Source organism: Streptomyces sp. NRRL S-350 (genome assembly GCF_000719705.1).
Classification (GTDB): domain Bacteria; phylum Actinomycetota; class Actinomycetes; order Streptomycetales; family Streptomycetaceae; genus Kitasatospora.
This window is the reverse complement of record NZ_JOHO01000014.1, coordinates 84,461-107,750: the sequence shown is the minus strand read 5'-3', so window position 1 is coordinate 107,750 and position 23,290 is coordinate 84,461. Positions and strand designations below refer to the sequence as shown.

The window sequence follows — 23,290 nt, the reverse complement described above, 5'->3', positions numbered from 1 at the left end:
AGTGCAATGCCTATGATCTGTACCGCAATTGACTGATCGTCATGCTCATGAAGCGGTGTGAATCCCATGACGCCGCGCCCACACCGCCGCCGAGATCCGGGCCAGCAGACGGGCGGCGGGGTCGGTGCGGTCGGCGCCGGTGGCGAGCGGGCCGGTGTAGCACACCGCGAGGAGGTACGGCGGGCAGTCCGGTGGGTGGACCAGGCCCACGCAGTGGCGCGCCCCCGGAATCCAGCCGTTCTTGAACGCGACCCGGGTGTACGGCGGAAGGCCGGCCGCGAGGTCCACCCGGAAGTCGTTGTCCCCCAGGAGCGCGAGGAGTTCGGGCTCCTCCGCGAGCGAGCGCAGCAGCCGCACCAGATCGCGGGCGCTGACCAGGTTGTCGACGCCCGCGGCGCGCGCCGCGTGGTCCTCGATCCCGCGCGGGGTGGCGCTGCGCGTGGCCCCGGCACGGCGCCAGACCTCGGAAACCGACTGCGGGGCGAGGCGGGCCAGGCAGAGGTTGGTGGCGAGGTTGGAGGAGTGCGTGATCATCCGCTCCGCGAGGAGGCGCAGCGGCACGTGCGTGCCCAGCAGCTCCCACGGAAGCGGATCGCTGTCCCAGTCCGGGTCGTTGCCGAAGTCCCCGCCCACGACGGACGTGAAGCGGTTCACCACCGGGACCTCGGCATCGAGGTTCGCCCCGCCCCGGCTCAACGCGGCGAGCACCGCCACCTTCATCGTGCTCGCAGCGTCGTGCAGCACGTCCGGATTGCGCACGAACACCGGCTCCGCCTCGCCCGCCCAGGGGGCCACCACCACAGAGAGCATGGAGGCAGGGTAGGGGAAACCCGGTCACACCCGGGCATTGGCGGCGAACACCACGAACACGCCCGGATCCGTCCCCTCACCACGGCCCACTGCCGAGCACCGCCGCCGGCTGCACCCTGACCTCGACTGCCACCCCGGGTAACGGGTGGAGTGGGAAGTCGGCTGGGCCGACTTCCCACTCCACCAGACCCCGGCGTTCGCGACTGCGCGTCAACCTTCGTTCGCCCGAACAGGTCAGGGTGGCGCTCGCCGAACTCGCCGGCGATGTTCAGGCGGGAGCCGGCGGACCCCGCATCCGGTGCGGGGTCCGCCGGCTCCCTCCGCCACAGCGCTCGCGCCTCCGCCTCGCCCCCGCCCCCGCCCCGCCCCGCCGATCTTCTTGATCCTCGTCGACTCCGTGAAGGTGCAGCCGAAGGCTTCGAGGAATCCCCCCGCACCACGACACGACAAGGCCCCTTGTCCGGAGAACCGGCCAAGGGGCCCGAGCCAGATGACGTCCGATCAGCTGCTGCTGGGGCGCGGCGACGGCAGGGCCGCCGAGCCCGAGACCAGCGGCCACTCGCGGTGGAACGGGGGCAGCGGCAGCTTGCCCTCGATGATCGGGGTGCCGAAGACCTTCAGGTGGGCGAGCAGCGAGCCGTTCAGGTCGACGCCGCCGACGAGCGACCAACTGCCCTGCACCTGCGGCGGGTTACCGGACGAGTCGGCGACCAGCGAGCCCTCGGCCTGGGCCTTCAGGTAGGGGGCGACGGTGGTCTCGACACCGACGGTGTCGTACAGGCCGAGGCTGATCTCGGCACCCAACGCGGTCCGTACGGCGGCCCTGCCGTTCAGTCGCACGTGGACCGGGGTGACCTTGGTCTCGGCGCTGGTGACCGGCGTCCAGCCCTTGCCGCCGGTGTAGTCGGCACGCACCGCCCAGGTGCCGGCGGCGTCCTGTTCCGCCTCCAGGTGCACCTGTCCGTCGGCGCTGATCTCCAGGTAGCAGGTCAGGCCGAGGTTGACGACCACGGGCAGGCCCGCGACGGTCAGCACCGGACTGGCCTGCAGCTTGGCGAAGGGCACCCGGACGGGCGCCGCGCCGGCGCTGCGGGTGGCGTCGCCGGTGACCTTCCACTGGGCGTGGGCGCCCAGGTCGAAGCCGATGGAGGCGGTGCGGGGGCTTCCCGCGGCGGCTCCGTGGTAGGCGAAGTGCACGGCCGGATGCAGCTGGAGCGAGCCGGAGGCGTCCAGGCTGGTGCCCTCGGGCAGCGGGACGGGGGCCTTGAGGTCCACCTCCAGGGTGCCGGAAGCGTCGGCCTTCACGCCGTTGCCGTCCACGCCCACGGATGCTTTGAGGTCCTTGACCAGCGGCGTCACGGTGATGCCGTGCGGGTCGACGGGCACGCTGCCGTCCGCCTCGGTGCCGCCGAGGAGTTCGGCAAGGGTCGCGGGGCGGGTGGTCAGGTCGAGCGTGCCACCCGCGCCGGGGTGGACCCCGGTGATGGCGACCAGCGCGCCCTGCGGTGCGGCGGCGGTGGGCGGGCTGGCGATCAACTGGCCGGGCTGGACGGCAGCTGCTGCCGACGGCCCGGCGGTCGGCAGGGTGACGGGCGGCGGGGTGGCGGCCGACGGCGGTGCGGACGGCGGGGTGGCGGCCGACGGCGGTACGGGCGGCGGGGTGGCGGCCGACGGCGGTGCGGACGGCGGGGTGGCGACGCTCGACTTGGAGCCCGGGGAGGCCGGGGTCGCCGGTGAGGCCGGGGCCGTCGGGGTCGCCGGGGCCGTCGGGGTCGTCGGTGAGGCCGGGGTCGTCGGGGCCTGCCCACCGGCCGCCGCCAGGACGGCCGTGCCGGCCGCCGGGTCGTACGCGGTCAGCTGCAGGCTCTTCGTCGCCGTTGTGACCGGGCCGCCGTCCTTGCCGGGGCTGCCGATCGCGGCCTGCCGGTCTCCGGCGGGCGCGGCGGTGACGGGCGCCGTGCCTGCGGTCGGACGGCCGGAGGCGGCCGGGGCCGCCTTGGCGCGCGGGGCGCTCCCGGCGGGTGCGGCGGCGGCCGGGCTGCTCCCGGTGGCGGTCGTGGTCGCGTCGGCGACGGTGGCGGCGACCGGGGCGGCGCCGGTTCGGGTGGTGCCGGGGCTGGTCGGCCCGCACGCGGCGGCCCCGGCGAGGATGAGGGTGAGGACGGCGGGGCCGGTGGCCCTGCCTATCGAACTCTTGAACACGCGGCGTCATGTTACTGACGGGGAATAAGTTTGTCGAAGACAGGCCAACCAGGCATCCACGCAGGTCGACCGCCGGTCACCCCATGGTCATCCCAACCGGGATGCCGGCAGTGGCTCACCCGTGGGCGGACCGGCCGCGACGCCCCCGGTGGCAAGCTCCGCGAGGTACCGGGAGCGTGCCATCGGCTCGGCCCCCAGGCTGCGCACGTGCGGTCCGTCCCACTGCGCGTCGAGCAGCCGGCCGCCCGCGGCGCCGAACCGCGCACCGAGGTCCGCGACGGCGACGCGGGCGGCGTCCGGGCGGTGGTGGAACATCGAGTCGAGGCTGATCACCCGGCCGACCGCGATCCCGAACACCCCGCCGACCAGTTCCTCCCCCTCCCACACCTCCACGCTGTGCGCCGCCCCGAGCGCGTGCAGCTGCGTCAGCGCCTCGCGCAACTCATCGGTGAGCCAGACCGGTTGGCGCCCTTCGGCGCAGGCCGCGAGGACCCGGCCGAAGGCCCGGTCCGCAGTCGTCCACCACGTCGACCGGTTGCGCAGCCACCGGGCCAGTCGGGTTCCGAGGCGCACTCCGCCGGGCGCCATCACCGGCCGAGGGTCGGGCGACCACCATGCCAGCGCGTACGGGTCCTCCCCGCCCGCCAGCAGAGCCACCTCCCCCGCCTCGACGGCCTCCCCGTACACCGCCTCGTTGTACGCGCCCGCGTAGAGGTCCGCCGTCGGCAGCGGGAACAGCCCGCGTCGGTACGCCGCCAACAAGTCCTGCGCACCGAGCTCGCCGCCGAACGCCACGGGGCCGTCTCCGGGGGCGCGCAGGACGTCCAGCGCGTCGAACGCGCCGCCCGCGCGATAAGCGCCGCTCATGCCGTCGCCGCATGAGCGCCGCTCATCGCGACGTCCCCATGAGACTTCCTCATCGCGCCCCTCCCATGAGACTTGCTCATCACGCCTCCTCATGAGACCTGCTCATCCACCGGTCCCCATGAACCGCGCTCATCACACCGGTCCGTGAGCCCTGCTCATCGCCGCAGCGGCCCATGAGCCCTGCTCATCGCGCGTCGCCGTCATCGCGCTGACTCCAGGAACCCTTCCCTCTCCAGGCCCGCCAGGTAGTGGTCGATCAGCCCCGCGTCGACCGCCGGCAGTTCGACCCCGCTCCCGGCCAGCGCGGCGTCCGCATTGGCCCGGTCGAACAGCGGGAAGGCCGGCCGGAAGTACATCTCGCTGATCGACAGCTCCGAGCCCGGCGCGCGGTCCACGAACAGCGGGACGAACGGCGCGATCGGGTGCGTCGGGTGCCGCGCGGCGAACCGGACCAGGCCCTGCACCCATGGCCCGTACGGCATGAGGTCGATCCGGTGGCCGCGCGCCCGCAGCCGGTCCGCCAGGTCCGCGAGGACCCCGGGCTGCGGGGAGGTGAGGTGGTAGACCTCGCCGTCGGCGGGCGCGTGGGCGGCGATGTGCGCGATGGCGCGGGCGAAGCGGTCGGCCGGGACGAAGTCCAGCAGCAGCCGGACGTCGGGGCAGGTCCCGCTGTCCGCCAGGTACTTGATCAGTGCGCACAGTTCGGTACCGGTGTTCATCACGCCGCTCGACAGGTCCCCGGTGACGTCGTTGGTGCGCAGGACGGTGACCGGAAGTCCGGCGGCGGCCGCGTTGTGCAGCAGTTGCTCGGCCACCCACTTGCTCTCGACGTAGCCGACGCCGATCCGTTCGGGGTGGGCGAGCCGGGTCCGCTCGGTGACTCGGTCGATTCCCGCCGCCCCGAAGCCGGCCAGCACGGCGAGGGTGGAGAGGTAGTGCACCGGCACGCCCCGGCTGTGCCCGGCGAGCCGGACGATCTCCCGGGTGCCGCCGACGTTGGCGTCGCGCAGCTGGTGGTACGGGTAGAGGAAGTTGACCTGCCCGCCGAGGTGGTGCACCGCGTCCAGTTTCCGTGCCAGCCAGTCGAACTGGCGCTCAGTGAGTCCCAGCCGGGGCCGGGTGAGGTCACCCGTCAGCGGCACCACCCTGCGGTCGGCGAGGTCGTGCCGCAGGAAGCGCTGCTGGGCGGCGCGCAGCCGTTCCAGCGCGTGTTCGTCGTCGGGCGCCCGCACCAGGCAGTGGATCCGGGCCCGGGTGGTGGCGAGCAGGGTGTGCAGCAGGTGCGCGCCGCAGAAGCCGGTGGCGCCGGTGAGCAGGATCTCGGCGGGTTCGGCCCGGGAGGGCGCGGGGCTCCAGGACTGTCCGACGGGTTCGGACAGGCGGGCCTCCGCGAGCCAGTCGACGGCCGTCTCCCTGCCGCCCGCGCCGATGCCCGTGCCGGCTCCGGCATCGGGCCCGGCATGGGCATCGGCCCTGGAGCCAACACCAGGACCGGCGGCGGAGCCGGAGCCAGAGCGGGAGCCGGAGCCGGAGCCGGCACCGAGCCCGTCGCCCGCCGCGCCGCCCGCGCGGGCCTCCTGCAGCACCCCGGCGAAGGCCCGCAGCGCGGGCTCGCGCAGCAGCGCCCGGGTGAGCGCCCGCACCCGGCCGACGTCGATGCCGAACATGATCCTGGCCCGCGCCAGCATCTCCATGGCCAGCAGCGACGTACCACCGAGTGCGAAGAAGTCGTCGTCCGGGCCCACGGCCTCGGCGCCCAGGAGTTCCGCCCAGAGCTGTCCGACCGCTGATTCGACCGCGTCTCCCGCGACCGCACTCGCCCCAGCCGCAGCAGCTCCCCCGGCCCTGGCCGCCCCGGCCCTGGCCGCCCCGGCCCTGGCCGCCTCTGCCTGGTCTGCCTCTGGAACGGCGTCGGCTCCGGTACCGGCCGCGCCCTCCTCCGGTGCCCGGGCCGCCGCCCGCACGGGGGCGTGCGGCAGCCGCCGTCGGTCGATCTTGCCCGCCGCCGTGAGCGGCATCGCCTCCAGCGCCACGAACTCGGCCGGCACCAGGTAGTCCGGCAGCCGCTCGGCCAGGAACGCCCGGATCCCCTCGGCGCCGCCGAGCGCCCCGGCGGCCGGGGTGTAGTAGGCGGTGAGCGCCCGACTGCCGTCCGCCGCCTCCGCGTCCGCCGCGACCCGCGCCTGCCGCACGTCCGGGTGTGCGGCCAGCACGGCCTCGATCTCCGCCGGGTCGACCCGGTGGCCGCGGACCTTGACCTGGTCGTCGAAGCGGCCGAGGAGTTCCAGCTGCCCGTCGTCCCGCCACCGCCCGGCGTCGCCGGTGCGGTACATCCGCTCGCCGGGCAGCGGCGCGTACGGATCGGGCAGGAAGGATTCGGCGGTCAGGCCGGGGCTGCGCCAGTAACCCCGGGCGAGGCCGGGCCCGCCGAGGTGGATCTGCCCCTTCTCGCCGGGCCGGACCGGCCGCAGCGACGCGTCCAGCACGTGCACGCGCACGCCGGGGAGGGGGCGCCCGATCGGCACCGGGGCGGCCGCGCCGCCGTCCTCCAGCAGCTCCGCCGTGACCTCGCAGAGCAGGGAGGTGACGGCCGCTTCCGTCACGCCGTACGCGTTGAGCAGCCGAGCGCCGGGCAGCCGCTCCAGGCAGGCGCGGCAGTCGTCGGCGTGCACGGCGTCCCCGCCGACCACCACCAGCCGCAGTCCCGCCGGGCCGGGGCCGCCCGGCGGGAGCAGGTCGAAGACGTGGTGCCCGTAGGCGGGGGTGAAGTCGGCGACGGCCAGGCCCAGCCCGGGCAGGCGGCGCACCAGCTCGGTGGGGGCCCAAGTGCCGCCTGCGCTCCCGCCGCCGCCCAGGACGACCGTGGCACCCGCGAGCAGGGCGCCGAAGACCTGCTCCAGCGCGGTGTCGGAGCCGAGCGCGGCCAGTTGCAGGACGCGCTCGCCGGGCGCGAGGCGGTACGCGTGGACGATCCGGTCGAGGGTGAACACGAGCGCACGGTGGGTGACCGGGACGCCCTTGGGACGGCCGGTCGTGCCGGAGGTGTAGATCAGGTACGCGAGATCGTCCGGGGCGGCACCGTCATCGAGTCGGATTCTCCCGACGCCCGCGTGGGCACCGGCATCGAGGCCCGCGTCGGCGGCGATGTCGGCGTGGGTATCAGGGCCGGCGTCCGCGTCGGCGCCAGTGCCCGGACCAGTACCAGCCACGGCGTCGGCGTCGGTGCCGGTGTCGGACTCGGCGGCGGACTCGGCGGCGGACTCGGCGCCGGACTCGGCGGCGGAGGGGGCGTCCCCCGGCGCACCGGCCATCCGCAGCGCTGTCACGCCCGGAAACTCGTGACTGTCAGTGACCGCCACTCGCGCCCCGCAGTCCTCGACCAGCCGGGCCAGCCGTCGCTGCGGATGCGCCGGGTCCAGCGGCAGGAAGGCCCCGCCCGCCTTGAGCACACCAAGCCAGGCCGTCACCAGGGCGGCTCCGCGCTCCAGGCAGACCGGCACCACCCGTTCCGGCCCGGTCCCGTGCGCCCGCAGGGCGGCGGCCAACCGGTCGCTGCGCAGATCGAGTTCGCGGTAACTCAGGGTGGCATCCTCGGCGACGACGGCGACCGCGTCGGGGTCGTGCGCCGCCCGCGTGCGGAACAGTCCGTGCACCGTGTCCGCGAACCCGGCCGCCGCCCGCCCGGGGCGTTCGGAGCCGGCGAAGCCCAGGCCTGTGGGCCGCCACTCCCGTTCCACCCACGCCCGGCAGGCGTCCCGCTCCGCCGGGCCGTACGCCCGCTGCCATCCGGCGGGCACGGTCAAGTCGCCGGGCCAGAGCGCGTACTGACCGTTGCCGTTGCGGACCACGGCGTGACGCCCGGACCTCGCATCCGTTGGTACGCCCTGTGCGCTGTCTGCTGCGTCGTCCACCGGCTTGACCTCGTGCTGTGGCGGCAGAATGCTTGGGAGTGCGACATTTCCGACTATACGCACTCACGACACATCGAGAACGTCCGGTCGCTACCCGACCGGACGCCGCACACCCGCGCGAAGACGTACCCGGGCCACCGGGAGCGGACCCGCGTCGGGCACCGCGCGCGACCACGCGCCTCGTCCCCCGCCGGAGCCGCCCGGTGAGACCCGAGCCCCCGGCCCCCGCCCTCGCCCGAACTCCCCCGTCCGACCGGCGGGGTGATGTCGCGGAGGAGGTAGCCTCGTTGACACGCCGGCGACAACGCCTGATGGCCTGTTACCTCGTCTGGATGGTGCTGTTCACCGGCATCTACTACGCCAACCCGGGCCAGCGGATCGTCTGGTGGACGGGCATCGGCCTCGGCGGCGTCGCCGCCATCGTGCTCGGCGTCCGCCTGAACCGCCCCGCGCACGCGCGCTTCTGGTACCTCCTGGCACTCGCCAATCTGAGCTTCACCGCGGGCGAGGTGGTGCAGGCCGTCCAACTGGACATCCTGCACCTGGCCAACCCGTTCCCCTCCGTCGCGGACGGTTTCTACCTCGCCGAGTACGTGCTGTACGCGGCCGGGGTGCTCGGGTTCATCCGCTGGCGCACGGCCCGTCAGGACCGCGCCGGCCTGCTCGACGCCCTCATCCCCACCATCGGCCTGGCCCTGCTCGCCTGGATCTACCTGATCCTCCCGTACACCCGCAGCCCCGACCTCACCTGGTTCCAGAAGGCCGTCTCGATCGCCTATCCGCTCGGCGACGTCGTCGTCCTCGCCCTGCTGCTGCGCCTGCTGACCCCGCGGGGCGGCAACTCCCGCGCACTGCAGCTGCTCGCCGTCGGCACCGTCGGCCTGCTCGTCTCCGACGTGCTGTACGCGCTGATCCAGCTGCACGGCACCTGGCGCATCGGCACGCCCGTCGAGCTCGGCTGGGCCGCCTTCTACACCGCGTGGGGCGCGGCCGCGCTGCACCCGTCGATGGTCGAGCTGACCAGACCCGTCCCCACCCAGCAGCCGGACCTCAGCGCCGCCCGGCTCGTCCTGCTCACCCTCGCCTCGCTGATCGCCCCGGCGATCCTGATCATCGAGTCGCTGGCCGGCAACACCGGCAACTCGGGCGTGATCGGCGCCTTCTCGGCGCTGCTCTACCTGCTCGTCCTCGCCCGGCTGGCGGTGGTCGTCTCCGCCCGCAGACAGGCCATCGCCCGCGAACGGGCGCTGCGCGAGGCGGGCGCCCGGCTGACCGCGGCCGTCACCGTGGAGGAGGTCGCGGACGCCGTCCAGTCCGCCGCCTCCACCCTGATGCCCGCCGAGCCCGGGCACGTCGCCCTGCTCGCCGTCGCCGAAGCGGGCGTCCTGCACGTCCGGCACGCCGAGCACGGCGCCGCGCGGCAGCACCGGGTGGGCACCGCCTCCGACTCCGACCAGGTGCTGGCCCTCGCCGCGTTCCGCGAGACCAGGCTGCTGCCCGCCGAAGCCGTCGACCTGCCCGCCCACGGACCGGCCGGGCACCGCGACGGCATGCCGTTCGCCCTGATCTGCCCGCTCACCCTCGCCGAACGGCCCTCCGGCGACCCGCTGATCGGCGCGCTCATCGTCACGGGCACCGAGCAGGAGCTGACCAGTCTCTGGAGCTCCCTGGAGATCCTCGCCGGGCAGGCGGCCCTCGCCGTCGAACGGGTCGTGCTGAGCCGGGAGGTCACCCGCCGCAACAGCGAGCTGTACTTCCGCACCCTCGTGCAGAACGCCAGCGACGTCATCCTGATCCTCGACGCCGACGACACCGTCCGCTACGCCTCCCCCTCCGCCGAGTCGGTGCTCGGCCACCCGCACCTGGAGGGCACGCTGCTCACCGATCTCGTCCCGCCCGAGGACAGCCGGGAGGTCGGTGCGGCACTGGCCCGGATGCGCGGCCCGGCCGACCCGCCGCCCGGCCGGCAGCCCCGGGAAGGGAACCCGGGACGGACCCGGGAGCAGACCCCGGGACGGACCCGGGAGGAGAACCGGGAACAGCCTCGCGAACAGCCGCGGGAGCACTGGCGGCTGCTGCGCCAGGACCGCACCCCCATCGAGGCCGAGGTCCGCTTCAACGACCTGCGCGCCGACCCGACCGTCGGCGCCCTGGTGCTCACCCTGCGCGACGTCACCGAGCAGCGCCAGATGGAGCGCGAACTGACCCACCGGGCCTTCCACGACTCGCTGACCGGCCTGGCCAACCGGGTGCTGTTCCAGGACCGGGTCGGGCACGCGCTCTCCCGCGGCCAGCGCAGCGGATCCGTCACCGGCGTGCTCTTCATCGACCTGGACGACTTCAAGGTGGTCAACGACACCCAGGGCCACGCGATCGGCGACGAGCTGCTGGTCGCCGTCTCGCTGCGGATCTCCACCGCGTTGCGCGCCTCCGACACCGCCGCCCGGCTCGGTGGCGACGAGTTCGCGGTGCTGGTCGAGGACGCGGCCCGGCCCGCCGACGTGGACACCATCGCGGCGAGCGTGCTGGCGGTCTTCACCGAGCCGTTCAAGCTCAAGGCGGGCGCGGTCCGGGTGAGCGCCAGCATCGGGGTGGCGACCACCGAGGACAGCGTGGACGCCGCCGAACTGCTCACCCACGCCGACCTCGCGCTCTACTCCGCCAAGGCGGCCGGCCGCCGCCAGTGGTGCCACTACCGGCCGGCGCTGCAGGCCGGGCTGGTGGAACGGCACGAGCTGAACGAGCACCTCGACTCGGCGATCGCGGAATCGGCGTTCCAGCTGTACTACCAGCCGATCGTCGACCTGCGCACCGGCGACCTGGTCGCCTTCGAGGCCCTGGTCCGTTGGCCGCACGACCGGCGCGGCATGGTCCTGCCCGACGAGTTCATCGCCCTCGCCGAGGAGAGCGGCCAGATCGTCCCGCTCGGCGCCTGGGTCCTGGAACGCGCCGCCCAGGAAGCCGCCGCCTGGCACGCCGCCAGCTCGACCGCCCGCGCCGCGGCCGGCCGGCCACCGCTGCGGGTCAACGTCAACGTCTCCGCCCGCCAGTTCCGCGACGCCGGCTTCGTGGACGTCGTCCGCCATGCCCTCGCCACCTCGGGCATCGACCCGCACACCCTCGTGCTCGAACTCACCGAATCCGTCCTGATGCGCCGCGACGAACGCATCCACGCCGACATGGCCACCCTCTCCGGCCTCGGCGTCGGCATCGCCATCGACGACTTCGGCACCGGCTACTCCTCGCTCTCCTACCTGCGGGAGTTCCCGATCTCCCTGCTCAAGATCGACAAGTCGTTCATCGACGGCCTCGGCCACTCACCCCAGCAGTACGCCCTCGTCGAAGGCATCGCCCGCATCGCCGACACCCTCGGCGTCCAGGTCATCGCCGAGGGCATCGAGAACCCCGAACAACGCGACCTCCTCGCCGCCATGGGCTGCCCCCTCGGCCAGGGCTACCTCTTCGCCCACCCCATGGACTCCCCCCGCGCCCGCACCCTGGTCCGCAGCACGACGTACGAACCGGCCTGAGGCCGAAGGACCAAAGGATCAGGGGGCGGCGCATCGCGGGGCAGCGCATCGCGGGACAGCGCATCGAAAGGCGGTCGATCGCCGGGGGTGCCGGATCACGGGGGCGCCGGATCGGGGATCGGGGCGGGGCGGCGCTCCCCCGCCTTCCGCCTACCGGTCCACGCGCAGTGCGCGCGACAGCACCGTGAGCAGGGCGAGGGTCGGCATCGCATGGCCGGCCTCGACGGTACGCAGGTGGGCCTCCGGGAGGCCCGAACGGGTGGAGAGGTCCGCGATGGTCAGACCGAGGGCGGTGCGGCGGGCGCGGACGGCGCGGGCCAGGGTGTCGGCGGGGTCGCCGTCGGGATGCGCGGGGAAGTCCTCGATCAGGGGGCGGGCGTGGTCCACCGGAGTCTCCTCATCAGCCTGTGGGGGCGCACAGCCTGACATGCCGTCACCACATCGAAGGGCCAAGGGTCGGTCAAGGTTCCTTGACCATCCCCTGGCACCCCGGAGAGCTCACGGGTTGGCGCGGATGAGGTCGAGCAGACCCGGGAAGCGCCGGTCGAGGTCGTCGCGGCGGAGGGTGGCCGCGCGACTGTTGCCGCGGTCCACCTGCCGGACCAGGCCGGCCTCGCGCAGGACGCGGAAGTGGTGCGTGATCGTGGATTTCGACACCGGGAGGTTGAAGGAGGCGCAGGTGCGCGCCGCCCCTTCGGCCTCGCGCAGCAAGGCGGAGATCACTCCGTAGCGCAGCGGGTCGGCGAGTGCGTTCAGGACCATCCGCAGGTCCATTTCCTCGGTCGAGGGGTGGCCTTCCGGGTCGGGCATCGGATCCTCCATCCGAAAGCATCCTCAGGTATGGGTTGCATCGTACCTCGCCCGCATGGCACCTTAAGGTTCGAAAAATTCCTTACCTGGCCGTTCCGCGGCCGGGCCGAGCCTGGAGTTGTGCCCCATGAGTACGCAGACCACGTCTGCCACGCCGGTGGTGACGGAAGGGCAGCAGCCCGGCCGCACGCTCACCCTGGCCGCGGTCCTCCTCGCGGTGTTCGTCGTGCCCATGTCCATCTCCGGCACGGCGGTCGCCCTCCCCGACATCGGCACCAGCACCCACGCCGACCTCGCCCCGCTCCAGTGGGTGGTCAACGCCTTCAACGTGGCCTTCGCCTGCTTCACCCTCGTGTGGGGCTCGATCGCCGACGTCATAGGCCGGGTCAAGGCCTTCGCGGCCGGCGTCGCCGTCTACGCCGTCGCCTCGCTCGCCAGCGCCGTCGCCACCGACGTCATCTGGCTCGACGCCGCCCGCGCCCTCACCGGCATCGGCGGCGCCGCGATCTTCTCCTGCGGCGCGGCCATCGTCTCCACGGTCTTCGACGGCCCGGCCCGCGCCAAGGCCTTCGCCATGTTCGGCACCATCGCCGGCATCGGCGTCGCCATCGGCCCGTCCCTGGCCGGCGTGCTGGTACAGGGCCTCGGCTGGCGCTGGGTGTTCGCGGTGCACGCCGTCGCCCTCGCCGCCGTACTGCTCGCAGTGCCCGCGATCTCCCGCGCGATGCCCTCCGACGCCGGCAGCGGCGGACGGATCGACGTCCCCGGCAGCGCGCTGTTCGTCGTCGCCATGGTGCTGCTCACCACCGCCATCGTGCAGGGCTCCCAGTGGGGCTGGGGCAGCCCGGGCGTGATCGGCCTGTTCGTCGGCGCGGTCGTCGTACTGGCCGTCTTCGCCGCCGTCGAGAACCGCAGTGCGCACCCCATGCTGGACCTCAGCGTGCTGCGCAACCGCCGCTTCGTCGGCCTCTGCCTCGTGCCCGTCGCCGCCTCCTTCGGCTTCGTCACCATGCTCACCTACCTGCCGAGCTACCTGACCGCCGTCACCGGACGCGACACCGGCGCCGCAGGCCTGCTGATGCTCCTGCTCACCGCCCCGGTACTGGTCTTCCCGATGCTCGCCGCCAAGCTGGTCACCCGCGGCGTGCCGGCGCTCACCCTGATCTACGTCAGCCTGGTCTGCCTGGTCGTCGGCGACATCGCCCTCACCCTGCTCTCGCCCTCCGTCACCGTCCTGGTCCTCGCAGCGCCGATGCTGATCACCGGCGCCGGCATGGGCCTCTCGGCCGGCCTGGTCGACGGCCAGGCACTGGAACTGGTCGACCCGGCCAAGGCCGGCATGGCGGCCGGCTTCCTCAACACGCTGCGCCTGGGCAGCGAGGCCGTCGCCGTCGCGGTGTACGGCTCCGCGCTGGCCACCGTGCTGGGCACCCGGATCACCGACGGCATCGGCGCCCACGAGGGCGCCTCGCAGGCCGACAAGGTCGCCGACCAGGCCGCCGGGGGTGACCTCGCCGGAGCGGCCGACCTGTCCGGCGCCACCGACCGCAAGGGCTTCGTGGACTTCCTCGCCAACGCCTACGACTCCGCCTTCCACTCCGTCCTGTGGGGCCTCGCGGCCGTCGGCGTGGTGCTGATCGTCGTGATCGCGGCCATGCTGCGCGGCGGCGGCCGGAAGGCCGAAGCCTGATCCACCGCCCCGACCGCCCGTAAGAGCCAACGGCCGCAGCGCCGTTCCGAGACGCGGGAGGGCGGCTACCCCCGGGTCGCCCTCCCGCACCCCCCGAGACCGGGCCCGGCGCCGCAACCCCCGAGCGGCGCCGGGCCCTCACCCATGCGCCGGACAGGCCGTGCTCCACACCGACATGCGCCCGACTCATGGACGCACGGGATCGTGGACGCGGGGCATGGTCGCGGGGGGCATGGTCGCGGGGGCATGGACGCGGCCATGAGCAACGCTCATGGGTCCGGCTCACCGGGGGTCGCTCGTGGCTGCGGCGCATGAACGTGGCTCATGTCGCGCTCTCCCCCGCTCCTCATGAGTTCTGCTCATGGACTGCCTGACGGACGCTGCCTCTGACAGGCCATGCGTTCGCTGTTTTACGAGCCGTGCCCATGAGCGTCGCTCATGCGGCACCCCATGAGCGCAGTTCATGTCGCCCGCGCACATGAACCCAGCTCATGAGCGCCGCACATGAACCGAGCTCATGCCGGCCGCCATGAAGGCCACGCATGAGACGCACCCATGACCACCACGCATGAGGCCAGCTCATGAGCGCCGCTCATCTCCCCCGGCATCCCACCCTGAAAGGACCCCCGAACCATGACCCCCGCCAGCACCACCCGCGCCCAAGTCGTCATCGTCGGGGGCGGCCCCGTGGGCATGCTCGTCGCCGCCGAACTGGGCCACCACGGCGTCGCGACCGTCGTCCTGGAGACCAACCCGGAGACCGTCGACCAGCCCAAGGCCGGCACCCTGCACGCCCGTACCGTCCAAGGCCTGGCCCGCCGCGGCCACCTGCGCGCCCACCCGGCCGCCGCCGACGGCCTCTCCCGCCAGAACGCCGACGCCTTCCACTTCGCCGGCATGCCCGGCCTGGTCATCACCGCCCCGGGCACCGAGCCCGCCCCCATCTACGGACGTTCCCAGGCCGACCTGGAACGGGACTTCGAGATCCGGGCCCGGGCCCGCGGCGTCACCGTCCTGCGCGGCCACACCGTCACCGACCTCGTCCAGGGCCCCGACGCCGTCGAGGTCACGGCCGAGGGCCCGGACGGGGTCCGGCAGTTCACCGCCGAGTACGTCGTCGGTGCGGACGGCGCCCGCAGCGCCGTGCGCGACCTGCTGGGCTTCGCCTCCGAGACCCACCCCGCGACCGTCTCCGCCCTGCTCGGCCTGGTCCGGCTCTCCGACCCCTACCGGGTGCCCTCCGGCTGGAACCGCACCCCCCGCGGCTGGACCATCGCGGGCGTCAACCCGTACGGGCACAGCCGGTTCTTCACCATCGACTTCCGCGGCCCCCACCCTTCCCGCCACGCCCCGCTCACGCTCGCCGAACTCCGCTCCGAGGCCGAGCGCATCCTCGGCCACCCGGTGCCGATGACCGACCCGGTGTTCTTCTCCAAGTTCAACGACTTCTCGCGCGTGGTGTGCGACTACCGCAAGGGCCGGGTCTTCCTGGCCGGCGATGCCGCGCACGTGCACTTCCCGGTCGGCGGCCAGGGCCTCAACCTCGGCCTGCAGGACGCGCTCAACCTCAGCTGGAAGCTCGCCCACACCCTGGCCGGCACGGGCGGCAAGGACCTGCTGGACACCTACGGCACCGAGCGCCGTCCGCCCGCCCGCCGGGTGGTGGACAACACCCGCGCCCAACTCGCCCTGATGCGGCCCGATCCGGGCCTGGACCCACTGCGCGACCTGGTCTCCGAGCTGCTCGGCGTCGAAGGCGCCAACGCCCACCTCGGCAACATGATCAGCGCCCAGGACACCGTCTACGCCGCACGCACCTCGGACGGTTCCCCGTGGGAGGGCCACTTCCTGCCCAACCTCCCCCTCACCACCGAGGACGGCCCCACCGACGTCATCCGCCTGCTGTTGGACGGCCGTCCGGTGCTGCTCCTGCTGGGCGCCGACGAGGAGGCGCACCGCAAGCAGGCCGAGGGCTGGTCCCACCTGCTGCGGATCGTCCGGGCAGACGGCGGGCGCAAGCTCCCTTGGGACGCCGTCCTGGTCCGCCCGGACGGGTACGTCGCCTGGGCCTCCGACGGCGGCCCGCTGGCCGGCACGCTGCGCGAGTGGTTCGGAGAACCGTAGGCGCGGACGACGACCGAACCTCGGCGCGGGCGGGGAAAACCATCCGGGAGGAAGCCCACGCGGCACACCCGGACACCCGACCCCCGACCCCCGACCACGGACGCCCGACACCCGACCACGGGCGTCCGGACGACCGGACGACCGGACGACCGGACGACCGGACGACCGGACGACCGGACGACCGGACGACCGGACGACCGAGCAGGAAGCCCGAAGGGCGGGTACGGTTCCCCGTACCCGCCCTTCCCGCATGCCCCCTACGCGACCACTACCACCGCACCGGCAGCGAGGTCGGCCGCCGAAGCACCGTTCCGGTGTCCCACGGCACCTCCGCGGGCTCGACGGCCAGCGCCAGCGTGGGGAACTCCTGCGCCAGGCGGGTCAGGACGGAGATGATCTCCATCCGGGCCAGGGCCGCACCGATGCAGTGGTGCATCCCGTACCCGAACTGCAGGTGCCGCTTGGCGGGTTGCCGGTCGGGGTCGATGACCAGCGGGTCCGGGAACACCTCCGGGTCGCGGTTGGCGGCGAAGGCGTCCGGGTACACGACGCTGCCCTCGGGTACCAGGCCGACGCTGGTCTCCAGGTCCCGGCCCGCGATGCGCGGGAAGGCGGAGATGGTGCCGAGCGGGATCAGGCGGATCAGCTCCTCGGCCAGCCTCGGCGCGATCTCGGGTTCCTCGGCGAGCCGACGCCACAGCGGCGGGGCGGCGAGCAGGGTGTAGAGCGACTTGGTGAGCACTGACACGATGTTCTGGTCCGCGCCGAGCAGCGACCCGAAGAAGATTCCGGTCAACTCGGCGTCGTCCAGGGCGGGCTCGACGCGGTCGCGGTTGGCCCGGAACTGCTCGATCAGGCCGCCGGGCAGCACGGGCCGGGCGCCGGTGACCAGGTCCTGCACGTAGCCGTAGACCCGGTAGAAGTGCTGGACGAGGTCGGGCACGTCCTCGTGGGAGGCGATCTGCACGATCCGGGAGGACGGCCGGAAGTGGTCGACGTCGTCGAGCGGCACCCCGAGGAAGTGGCAGTTGACGGTGATCGGCACGCGGTTGATCAGGTCGCCGAACAGGTCCGGGGAGCCGGCCGCGCGCAGCCGCGCGATGCCGTCCTCGATGACTCCGTCGAGCACCGGGCGCAGCCGCTCCACGCCGGCCGCGCTGTAGTCGGCGGAGACGAAGCCACGCACTCTGGCGTGGTGCGGGGCGTCCAGGTTGAGCAGCAGTTCCTTCGGCATCACCGTGGGGAGGAAGCTCGGTCCGCCCTCGACGTTGGTCTCGGTGCGGCCGGAGGCCGGGTCGGTGAGCAACTTGTGGACGTCGGCGTAGCGGGTGAGGTGGACGGCGGAGTGACCGCTGGGCAGCTCGATCAGTGGCACGCCGTTCGGGCCGGGTTCGGTCAGTGGGACGAAGGCCGGAACGGGGTCCAGGTGCGGAATGTCCGTGACGGCGACGGTCGCGGACGGGACAACGGTGGTCATGCGTTCTCCGGTTGGACGTGGGGCGTGGGAGCGCGGCCGAACACGGCGACGGACGGCGGCGCACGGTCGGGGGCGACCGACGGCGAGCAGGTCGGCCCGGCACCCGAGAGCGGCCCGGGAGGGCCGGGTGCAGCCGGGTGCGGCCGGGAGGGTTGGGTGCGGTCAGCTACGGCAGTTATGGCCGGCCATACGGCGGGCTACGGCCGGGATCGGTCAGGAGCGGTCAGGTGAGCGCGGGCAGCCCGATCAAGCCGGTCAGCTCCCGGACGGCCTGGGCGCTGTTGCGGAAGTGCACCGCGCGCCAGCCGCAGCGCCGGGCGGCGACACAGTTCTCGGGGAGGTCGTCGATCAGCACGCATTCCTCCGCCGCCACCCCCGCCTCCTTCTCGGCGAGCCGGAAGATCTCGGGGTCGGGCTTGCGGTACCCGACCTTGCACGAGTCGACGACGCAGTCGATCTCGCCGGCGGGGGCCACGATGGCCTGCCAGTACGGCTCCCATTCCACGACGTTGTTGCTGAGGATGCCGACCCGGAAGCCGTGCTCCTTGGCGTGCCGTACGGTCGCGGTCATCACCGGGTTGGCGTTGACGCCCTCGAACCACTGCTCGCCGAAGCGCTCGAAACGGGCGCGGGTCAGGTCGATGCCCGGGTTCGTGTCCCGCAGGGCACGGACCATGGCCTCACCCCACTCGGCTTCGGTGAGCATGGCGAGTTCGATCGGCGCGAGCGGCTCGACGCCGAGTTCACCGGCGACCGTGCCGAGGGCGGTCTTCAGCTGGCGCGGGGTGATGCCGGTGCGGGCGTGGTACGAGTCGAACAGGTCGTCCAGCGGCGGCGAGAGCACGCCGCCGAAGTCGAACCAGATCATGGGCTTGGTCATTGCAGCGGCTCCTTGCGGTGCTCGGTGGGGGCGCCCGGCGACACACTCACTGACGCGCTCCGCGGAACGCTCGGTGATGCTCCTTGCGCTGGCCTCGGTGGTGCGCTCAGTGGTGCGCTCGGCTGTGACGCCGCTCGGTGGTGCGCTCGGCCGTAGGCGCTGGGCCCTGGACTCCGGCCCTGGGCCGTGGACTCCGGGCCATGGGTCATGAGGTATGAGCCATGAGCCATGGGCCAGGAGCCATGAGCCATCGGCTCTGAGCCCTTGCACTCTTGGCCGTGGCGCTCAGCCGTAGTGGCCTCAGACGCTCGCCGCGGCATAGGAGAAACGGTTCTCCAGGGCCCCGGTGATCGGGCTCGTACGGGTCAGGTGCACCCGGGCCCGGGCGATCTGCTCGTCCTCCTGCACCATGGCGATCTCGAACGCGACGGTGTCCGCCGCCGGCGACTCCACGACCCGCACGACGCAGTCCGTCGGCAGCTCGAACTCGCCGAAGCGGGTGAAGTCCGTCTCCACCCGGGCGAGGAGGAGGCTGCGCGGCGAGAGCCCGAACAGCTCCTGCGCGGCGTACATCGCGGACTGCCGGAACCCCTCGAAGATCAGCGCCCCCGGGATGTGGTCCAGCGGGTGGTCGAACAGCGCAGGGTTGCCCTGGTCCACGACGACCTGCGCCCGCAGCTCGTGGTCCCCCACCTCGACGCCCGCCAGCACGACGTTCTGCCCCGAGGCACGGCCGACGGAGATCGCCGGCACCCGGCGGCCGGTGTGGTGCGGACGGGCCGGGGTCAGCGTGAGGGCGGCACGACCCCTGTCGCGCATCCGCTCCCAGGCCGCGCCCGGCATCCACTGGCAGACGGTGCGCATGGTGGCGGCCTCGTTGCCGTCCACCGAGAGGACCAGGTCGAGGGTGCTGCCGGTGACGACGCCGTCGCGGTGCTTGAGGCCGGCCTGGTGGGCCCGGATCACGGCGTGGCCGGGGCGCGGGCCGATCCGCAGCGCCTCCGGGTCGGTGATGACGAGTTCCCCGCCGACGAAGATGAACTTGTTGTCCAGCGGCGCCTCGAGGAACGTGTGCGCGGCGTAGATGGAGGCCTGACGGAAGACCTCGACCAGCAGCAGCGGGTCGTAGGCGGCGGGCGCGGTGACGTTGTCGCTGTAGTAGCTGTGCACCCGCGGCAGCTGCGCGGCGATGAGGTACTCGCCCTCGGCCACGCGGGCCGAGTCCGTGAGGAAGACCTCGCAGATGGCGGCCCGGTGGACGGTGGCACGCGGGACGGTGTTCGAGTAGGTGAGAGTACCGTCCAGGATTGCGGACATGACTGAGCTTCCCCCTTTGGGCTCCTGCATGTAGGTACCCCTCCGATCGGAGGTGCGAGCGTGATCGTACCTCTGTTCGCACTGAGGTTACTGTGGCGTAGGCCACGTGGACGTAAACAGGTGTGTTAACACCCCGTGTGGGCCGTGTTGCCGTGGATTGCCCAGGTCAGCAGGCCACGGCCGCCGGTGCGCCAACGGCCCGCCGCAACGCCCGGGTTCGAGCGGGCGCCGCAACACCCCAGCCCAAGGAGTGAGCGTTGGACTCCGCGGCCCGGGAGCGCTCCGTGAACCGGGGCGCCGGGCGCCGGTCACAGGGCGCCGGTCACAGGGCGCCGGACACGGGGCGCCGGACACGAGGCGTCGGGCACGGGCCGCCGGGGGACGAACGGCGTGCGCACCGCCGACTCGTACAGCAAGGCCCCAGGAGCCCTGAGGAACGAGGAAGCGCGTCGGATCGTCGGGATCGCCTCCCGCACGTGGCGACGGTGGGTGTCACGGCCGCCCACGCAGAACGCTCGGCTGGGAGACCCCAGCCGAGCGCCTGCACGAACTGCTCGCGGCCTGACGAAACCGGCCGCGCGTGGCAACGACCGTGTGCGGAACGCCACGTGGCGACGTGCCGTTCCGCACACCGGCGGCCGAACCCGGGGTCAGCCCAGCGGCAGCTCCAGGCTCGCCTCGCTGCCGTTCTGCGAACCGATCGTCGTGGTGCTGCCGTCCACGCTCGCGAAGGAGTACAGCGGATCCCTGCTGTTCACGACCAGGGCGAGGCGGTGCCCGGCCGGCAGGTCGTAGGCGACGGTCTGCAGCTCCCAGCCGACGGTGCTGTTGACGTTGGGCGTCAGATCGGTCGCGGTGTACGGCTCGTGGGTGATGATCCGCGTGGCGCCGTCCGGGGCGACGTCGAACAGGTAGGCCACCAGCGTGGTGGCGTCCGCGGTGCTGCGCACGGTGAACCGGACGGTCGCGGCGCCACGGATCCGGCGGGCCACTTCGCCGTCCTGCCCGGTCAGCGGGTCGGTCGACCAGACCAGCAGTTGTGCGCGGTCGAACTTCGCCAGGTCGTACACCTTCGGGTTGCCGAACCACTCCTGCTGCCCGGTCTTCATGAGGGCGTCCACCGCGACGGCCTCGGTCGGGTTGCCGGCGGTGAAGTCCCGCGACCACCCCGTGGTCGGCTTCTCGACGAGCGCCCCGTCACCGCTGCCGCCGGTGCCGGTGAGGTGCCAGAGCTCGCCGGCGGCGGTGACGTCGTCCCACGTCGGGCTCGGTTCACGGCGGGCCGGGACGGTGATCAGCCGGGTGCCGCCGGGGATGGGGAGGGTCCGGTAGGTGAACATGGACTGGTTGTTCACCTCCGGCCAGGTCGGCACGTCGTTGTCCACACCGAGCAGGTGGTGGTCCAGCCAGTCGAAGGCCTCCCGGATCGGCACCGCCAACCCGGGGAACGGCACGCCACCGACCAGGCCGGCCAGGCCCGGGCCCTCGGGGGCGCCGTGGTCACCGATCCACATGTTCAGCCGCTTCGGCACGGTGAGCTGCTTGAACGTGTCGACCACCGAGCCGACCGGGAACAGCGTCTCGTGCCAGGTGTTCGAGATGAAGGTCGGGATGCCCCGCTCGTTGGTGGCGTCCGTGTAGGACTGCGGCGAGCGCTCGGTACCCCATGCGACTACCTCATGCAGCCTCTCCCCGCTGAGGAAGTCCTTCAGGAGCTGCTGCGTGGCCTCGTCGAACTTCTCCTCCAGCGGGCCGCCGGTGAAGCCGATCAGCGCCTGGACGGCCGCCAGGTGCCGGGTGTCGTTGTGGAACAGGCTGGTGGCCAGGTTGCCCCAGGTGCTCAGCGCGACGACGGCGGAGACCCGGGCGCCAGGGTCGTGCGCCGCGACGAGCTGGCTGATCCCGGACCCGTACGACTCACCCAGGAAGCCGACGCGCGACGGTCCGAAGTGTTCCTGCGCGAAGTCGATGACCGCCGAGCCGTCGGCCCAGTCCTTGGGCCCGGCGACGTCGATGAAGCCCTCGGAGGTGGCCGCCCACCCGGCGATGCCGATGCCGCGCGGAGAGTAGGCCAGCACGTGGTAGCCGCGCCGCGCGAGTGTGAGGTAGGCGAAGAGGAACGGAAGCCAGCCGAACGGGTTCCAGCCCGCGGGCACGATCACCACCGGGTGCGGGCCGCCGTCGTTCAGCTTGATCGTGAGCGCCGACAGGCCGACGCCGTCCGGTGCGGTGATCCGGGGCAGGTCGATCGTGGCGGCCTGCCGGACACCGTCCACCAGCTCCCGCAGCTCCGGCGGAAGCGAGACGCCCGCCTCACCCCGCAGGGCCGCCAGCAGCGCCTGCGCGACCTCTACGGCTGCCGGATTGATGGTGAGGCCGTCACCCCAAATGCCGTTGGTGGCAATGTCGGTGAGAGTCGCGTCAGAGATCGACGGGGTCTGGTCGGTCATGCGGAACCACCTTCTCGCGAACGGATACCGAAGGCGGTCTTGGCCACCAGGGGCCGACGGAAACTGACATGGCATCAGCTTCATTCCTACGAGCGACGATACGGACAGCGCCGTCCGCCGGGCCCCGGCCTGTGTTATCGAAGCCTCCGATGCGGACACGCGAACGACCGCGAACGAACGAATGAATGCGCGAACGAACGCGCGAACCAACGCGCTTCCAGTCAAACGGCCGGTGCCACACGCACCTGCTGCGGGGGCCGGGGGCGGTCGGGCGGCCCCGTGGATCGGCTCCGGGCAACCCCGTCCCCTGCGCCGGCCTCCGAGCGGTCCACCGGCCGACTTCCCGTTCCGCCGCCGCATCACTCATGCGGGTGAGCTGCCGTGCTGTCACCCCAGGGCGGTCCGGTACGGCCGCAAGACTGGCCGCGCCAGTAGGACATACGAGTAGGACATGCCGGAGGATTCACGATGGCGAACGAGCTGTACGCGACGCTGAAGACCAACAAGGGCGACATCGCGGTCCGGCTGCTGCCCGACCACGCCCCGGAGACCGTCCAGAACTTCGTGGAACTCGCCACGGGCGAGCGGAAGTGGATCGACCCCGACACGGGCGAGGCCACCACGGACAAGCTCTACGACGGCACGGTCTTCCACCGGGTCATCGAGGGCTTCATGGTCCAGGGTGGCGATCCCCTGGGCAACGGGACCGGCGGGCCCGGCTACACGTTCGCGGACGAGTTCCACCCGGACCTCGCGTTCACCAAACCGTACCTCCTGGCGATGGCCAACGCCGGGCCCGGCACCAACGGCTCCCAGTTCTTCATCACCGTCTCGCCGACCACCTGGCTCACCGGCAAGCACACCATCTTCGGCGAGGTCGCCGACGAGCCCAGCCGGAAGGTCGTCGACGCCATCGCCTCGGTGGAGACCAACCCCGGCAACGACCGCCCGGTGACGGACGTCGTCATCGAGTCGGTCGTCGTCGAGACCCGCTGACCGGAGAGGACCAGTTCGGCCCCAACCCGGGGGAACGAGTGGGAAGTCGGCCTGTCCGACTTCCCACTCCTCATCAGCCGCGAGCCGACGGAATTGCCCGCCGCACGTACTGGCGGACGTACTCGCCGACGGACGCCCTGACGGACTCGCCGACCCGCAGGCGGAGCAGAGCGCCGAGTTCCCCCGCTGCCGCGACCTTATGCGGGCGGGCGGTCAGCTGCGATGG

General features: G+C 72.8%; 14 protein-coding genes. 4 read left to right on the top strand and 10 right to left on the bottom strand.

The window, feature by feature from the left end:
• Nucleotides 1-45: 45 nt before the first annotated feature.
• The 4 genes from IF30_RS0116440 to IF30_RS0116425 all read right to left on the bottom strand — a co-directional run bounded on the left by IF30_RS0116440 (nucleotide 46) and on the right by IF30_RS0116425 (nucleotide 7,790).
• The gene (locus IF30_RS0116440) at nucleotides 46-810 is read right to left on the bottom strand and encodes a serine hydrolase (RefSeq protein ID WP_030238252.1); all 765 of its coding nucleotides are present in this window, start codon (nucleotides 808-810) and stop codon (nucleotides 46-48) included.
• A gap of 501 nt (nucleotides 811-1,311) precedes the next feature.
• Entirely contained in the window at nucleotides 1,312-3,012 is a 1,701-nt protein-coding gene (locus tag IF30_RS43670) for a hypothetical protein (RefSeq protein ID WP_051710416.1), read from the bottom strand.
• A gap of 87 nt (nucleotides 3,013-3,099) precedes the next feature.
• Complete coding sequence (locus IF30_RS0116430; protein WP_051710414.1) at nucleotides 3,100-3,879, bottom strand: leucyl/phenylalanyl-tRNA--protein transferase; 780 nt, start codon at nucleotides 3,877-3,879, stop codon at nucleotides 3,100-3,102.
• A 200-nt stretch (nucleotides 3,880-4,079) separates the two neighbouring features.
• The gene (locus IF30_RS0116425; RefSeq protein ID WP_267884540.1) at nucleotides 4,080-7,790 is read right to left on the bottom strand and encodes an amino acid adenylation domain-containing protein; all 3,711 of its coding nucleotides are present in this window, start codon (nucleotides 7,788-7,790) and stop codon (nucleotides 4,080-4,082) included.
• 287 nt (nucleotides 7,791-8,077) lie between these two features.
• On the opposite strand from IF30_RS0116425, the gene IF30_RS49350 reads away from it, so the two are divergent.
• Nucleotides 8,078-11,320, top strand: coding sequence for a putative bifunctional diguanylate cyclase/phosphodiesterase (locus tag IF30_RS49350; protein ID WP_063752651.1), 3,243 nt, complete (start codon nucleotides 8,078-8,080; stop codon nucleotides 11,318-11,320).
• A 150-nt stretch (nucleotides 11,321-11,470) separates the two neighbouring features.
• Here IF30_RS49350 and IF30_RS0116415 read toward each other — a convergent pair whose 3' ends face one another.
• The gene (locus tag IF30_RS0116415) at nucleotides 11,471-11,707 is read right to left on the bottom strand and encodes a helix-turn-helix domain-containing protein (RefSeq protein ID WP_051710406.1); all 237 of its coding nucleotides are present in this window, start codon (nucleotides 11,705-11,707) and stop codon (nucleotides 11,471-11,473) included.
• Nucleotides 11,708-11,818: 111 nt separating this feature from the next.
• On the bottom strand, nucleotides 11,819-12,130 hold the full coding sequence (locus tag IF30_RS0116410; RefSeq protein ID WP_030238233.1) for an ArsR/SmtB family transcription factor: 312 nt from the start codon (nucleotides 12,128-12,130) through the stop codon (nucleotides 11,819-11,821).
• Between the two features lie 127 nt (nucleotides 12,131-12,257).
• Here IF30_RS0116410 and IF30_RS0116405 point away from each other — a divergent pair, with 127 nt between their 5' ends.
• Both IF30_RS0116405 and IF30_RS0116400 read left to right on the top strand, forming a co-directional pair.
• Nucleotides 12,258-13,820 carry an MFS transporter gene (locus IF30_RS0116405; RefSeq protein ID WP_051710404.1) on the top strand — a complete coding sequence of 521 codons (1,563 nt, stop codon included), beginning with the start codon at nucleotides 12,258-12,260 and terminating at the stop codon, nucleotides 13,818-13,820.
• A 633-nt stretch (nucleotides 13,821-14,453) separates the two neighbouring features.
• Nucleotides 14,454-15,944 carry an FAD-dependent monooxygenase gene (locus IF30_RS0116400; RefSeq protein WP_030238228.1) on the top strand — a complete coding sequence of 497 codons (1,491 nt, stop codon included), beginning with the start codon at nucleotides 14,454-14,456 and terminating at the stop codon, nucleotides 15,942-15,944.
• A gap of 268 nt (nucleotides 15,945-16,212) precedes the next feature.
• On the opposite strand, the gene IF30_RS0116395 is transcribed toward IF30_RS0116400, so the two are convergent.
• The 4 genes from IF30_RS0116395 to IF30_RS0116380 all read right to left on the bottom strand — a co-directional run bounded on the left by IF30_RS0116395 (nucleotide 16,213) and on the right by IF30_RS0116380 (nucleotide 22,068).
• On the bottom strand, nucleotides 16,213-17,421 hold the full coding sequence (locus IF30_RS0116395; RefSeq protein WP_030238225.1) for a cytochrome P450: 1,209 nt from the start codon (nucleotides 17,419-17,421) through the stop codon (nucleotides 16,213-16,215).
• A 223-nt stretch (nucleotides 17,422-17,644) separates the two neighbouring features.
• A complete protein-coding gene (locus IF30_RS0116390; RefSeq protein WP_037900148.1) occupies nucleotides 17,645-18,301 on the bottom strand; it encodes an HAD family hydrolase in 657 nt (218 codons plus the stop codon).
• Between the two features lie 300 nt (nucleotides 18,302-18,601).
• Nucleotides 18,602-19,618 carry a ScbA/BarX family gamma-butyrolactone biosynthesis protein gene (locus IF30_RS0116385; protein WP_030238218.1) on the bottom strand — a complete coding sequence of 339 codons (1,017 nt, stop codon included), beginning with the start codon at nucleotides 19,616-19,618 and terminating at the stop codon, nucleotides 18,602-18,604.
• A 650-nt stretch (nucleotides 19,619-20,268) separates the two neighbouring features.
• Nucleotides 20,269-22,068, bottom strand: coding sequence for an alpha/beta fold hydrolase (locus tag IF30_RS0116380; protein WP_030238215.1), 1,800 nt, complete (start codon nucleotides 22,066-22,068; stop codon nucleotides 20,269-20,271).
• A gap of 468 nt (nucleotides 22,069-22,536) precedes the next feature.
• On the opposite strand from IF30_RS0116380, the gene IF30_RS0116375 reads away from it, so the two are divergent.
• Nucleotides 22,537-23,064: a peptidylprolyl isomerase gene (locus IF30_RS0116375; protein WP_030238212.1), complete on the top strand. Its 528-nt coding sequence runs from the start codon at nucleotides 22,537-22,539 to the stop codon at nucleotides 23,062-23,064.
• The last annotated feature ends 226 nt before the right edge of the window (nucleotides 23,065-23,290 follow it).